Origin of the sequence: Actinomadura sp. NPDC000600, from assembly GCF_040492135.1 — a bacterium.
In the GTDB taxonomy this organism is placed as follows: Bacteria; Actinomycetota; Actinomycetes; order Streptosporangiales; family Streptosporangiaceae; genus Spirillospora.
Genome location: NZ_JBEUPD010000094.1, coordinates 1 through 2,549 on the forward strand (window position 1 = coordinate 1; position 2,549 = coordinate 2,549).

4 protein-coding genes are annotated in these 2,549 nt (G+C 71.6%); 2 read left to right on the top strand and 2 right to left on the bottom strand.

Annotation, left to right across the window (positions count from 1 at the left end):
• Nucleotides 1-225, top strand: a 225-nt coding sequence (locus tag ABWI07_RS43820) for a hypothetical protein (protein ID WP_353822175.1), incomplete at its 5' end; no start/stop codon positions are given.
• On the opposite strand, the gene ABWI07_RS43825 is transcribed toward ABWI07_RS43820, so the two are convergent.
• Both ABWI07_RS43825 and ABWI07_RS43830 read right to left on the bottom strand, forming a co-directional pair.
• Complete coding sequence (locus ABWI07_RS43825; RefSeq protein ID WP_353822176.1) at nt 203-1,036, bottom strand: STAS domain-containing protein; 834 nt, start codon at nt 1,034-1,036, stop codon at nt 203-205. The genes ABWI07_RS43820 and ABWI07_RS43825 overlap by 23 nt on opposite strands.
• 3 nt (nt 1,037-1,039) lie before the next feature.
• A complete protein-coding gene (locus ABWI07_RS43830) occupies nt 1,040-1,306 on the bottom strand; it encodes a hypothetical protein (protein ID WP_149265112.1) in 267 nt (88 codons plus the stop codon).
• Between the two features lie 530 nt (nt 1,307-1,836).
• Between ABWI07_RS43830 and ABWI07_RS43835 the strand changes: the two genes are divergently transcribed.
• A partial coding sequence (locus ABWI07_RS43835; RefSeq protein WP_353822177.1) for an alpha-amylase family glycosyl hydrolase occupies nt 1,837-2,549 on the top strand: 713 nt, incomplete at its 3' end.

Sequence of the window (2,549 nt, forward strand, 5' to 3'; positions counted from 1 at the left end):
GTCCACCTCGACCTGCCCGCCCTCGGCCTGCCCGACGACCCCGACCACCCCTACACCGTCACCGACCAACTCGACGGCACCACCTACACCTGGCGGAGGTCCAACTACGTGCGCCTCGACCCGCACACCAAACCCGCACACGTCTTCACGTTCCAGGAGAACGGCGGACGTGTGCGGGCCGGTGGCGGGCAGGGCCGCGAGGCTAACCGGACCCGGCGCCGCTGAGGAGGCGCTCCTCGATGGACCGGCAGCCGGTGAACACCGACGCGAGGCCCTCGCGGTCGATGACCTCGCGCAGCTTGGCCGGCACCGCCGGCAGCGCCAGGCAGCCGCCCTCGGCGGCGACGCGCCAGCGGATGCCGAGCAGGATCGGCAGCGGGTCGCAGCGGACGCCGAGCCGGTCGTGCATCCGCACCATCAGGTGCCGCTCGTCGCCCTCGACCAGCGTGGTCAGCGTCTCCCCGAGCCGAGGCACGGTCGCCTCGTCCAGCGTCCCGGACAGGTGCACGACGGTGTGGTCGCCGTCGCCGGCCGCCGTCGTGGTGATCATCAGCTCGGACGGGGCGGGCGGCGTCGGCGTGAGCCCGGCGTCCCCCGGATGCAGCGCGCGGATCGCGTCGAGCACGTGCGTGGTGTCGACCTCCCCCGGCGCCGGCTCCGGCAGGGGCGCGGCCGTCGCCGCCGCGACGTCGGCGAACACCGGGACGAGCCGGTCCAGCCCCGTGAGGTGCAGCGCCCGCCGGACGTGCGCGGACAGCGCGGGCACCACCGCGCGCAGCGGGCAGCCGAGCAGCTCGGCCCGCGTCTCGGCCCGCGCCAGCAGCACGAGCCCGGCCGCGTCCAGCAGGACCGCGTCACCGAAGTCGACGACGACCCCGCCGCGACGGGTCCCGCCCGCGCAGGCGAGGGACAGGGCCTTGCTCACCTCCTCCCGGATCCCCGCGTAGTTCCGCCAGCTGATCTGCGCCGGCAGGCCGAGCACGATGAACCCTCGCCGGGTCTCGGTGCTCAGGCCCGGCACCGTCGTCTCCCTCATCGGTCACATCCCGATCGGAGTTCGGGCCGCCGCACGGGCGGGCCGGGGCGGAGCGGTCAGCCGGCCGGGCGGTCGGGACCCCCGCCGCTCGTCCGGATAGGGCGGGCGGCCGCCCCGCACGACGCCCGTGAGCCGGGACGCCGCGAGGCGCTCGATGGTCCGTTCCTCGGGCCGCACCCCCAGATGGGCGCAGCAGCACCACAGGTCGTCCACGCAGCGCCGCACGCGCTCCACCGGAATGTCGGCGAAACGGACGCGCAGCCGTGCCACGAGGTCATCCCGCGTCGGTACGACCGATGGCGACTTCTCCCAGCGCTCCACTGTCCCTCCGATCGCTTTTGGACGGATGAATTCCGCCCGAAACTGAGCAGAACCCGCCGACCTGGCGGGTTCTGAGGTTGGAAATGACCTACCCGAGGGTTGCGACAGAAAAAGCCGCGAACCTAAAAACACGGACATGACACAACCGCCGTGCGGCAAGCATTAGCGGCGCCGCACGCCACTGAACGGGCCGCGAATCGCCGTCTTTTTGCTCCGTTTTTCCGCGCACTGCCCCGCCGCGACCGGGCGATGACCTTCCCGGCGGCCGGGCACCCGCCCGGACGGGCCGCGGAACCGGGCGATCTACCCCCGCCATGGGCGCCGCTCGCACGGCGGGGCGGCGGTGGCGGGATCCGAAACCGGCCCCACGGTCACGGACCGTACTGAAGCTTTTACGGATGGTTGCCTGTCGCGCACACACCTGGACGGGGTGGAGGGAATTGCTGATCTAGATGTCTCCAACACACCCGGGGTGCTCCATGGACGGCCAGCCGAAGAACTTCACCCGCAGCTCCCGCCAGGCCCCCGGGGGCGGTGAGGCCCCCGCGCCGGGGACCGGCCCCGTCCCGCCGGAGAAGGTCCACCGGCCTGCGGCGGGACCGTCCGCCGGCCCCGTCCCGGACCCGTTCGACGAGGACACCCCCCGCACGCCGGACTGGTTCAAGACGGCGGTGTTCTACGAGGTGTCGGTCCGCGGCTTCGCCGATTCCAACAACGACGGCTACGGGGACCTGCGCGGGCTGATATCCAGGCTGGACCACCTGCAATGGCTCGGCGTGGACTGCCTGTGGCTGCTGCCCATCTACCAGTCCCCGCTCAAGGACGGCGGCTACGACATCGCCAACTACACCAGCATCCTCCCCGAGTTCGGGGAACTCGGGGACTTCGTCGAGTTGATCGAGCAGGCGCACGCCCGCGGCATCCGTGTGATCGCCGACCTGGTGATGAACCACACCTCAGATGAGCACCCGTGGTTCCGCGCGTCGCGGACCGATCCCGACGGGCCGTTCGGGGACTTCTACATGTGGGCCGATGACGACACCGGGTACCCCGACGCCCGGATCATCTTCGTCGACACCGAGTCGTCGAACTGGACTTACGACCCGGTGCGCGGGCAGTACTACTGGCACCGGTTCTTCTCCCACCAGCCCGACCTGAACTACGACAACCCCGACGTCCAGGACGCCATGCT

What these genes read in the sequence shown, in the direction of transcription:
- ABWI07_RS43825 (WP_353822176.1), bottom strand. Translation starts at nt 1,036, where the DNA reads ATGAGGGAGACGACGGTGCCGGGCCTGAGCACCGAGACCCGGCGAGGG.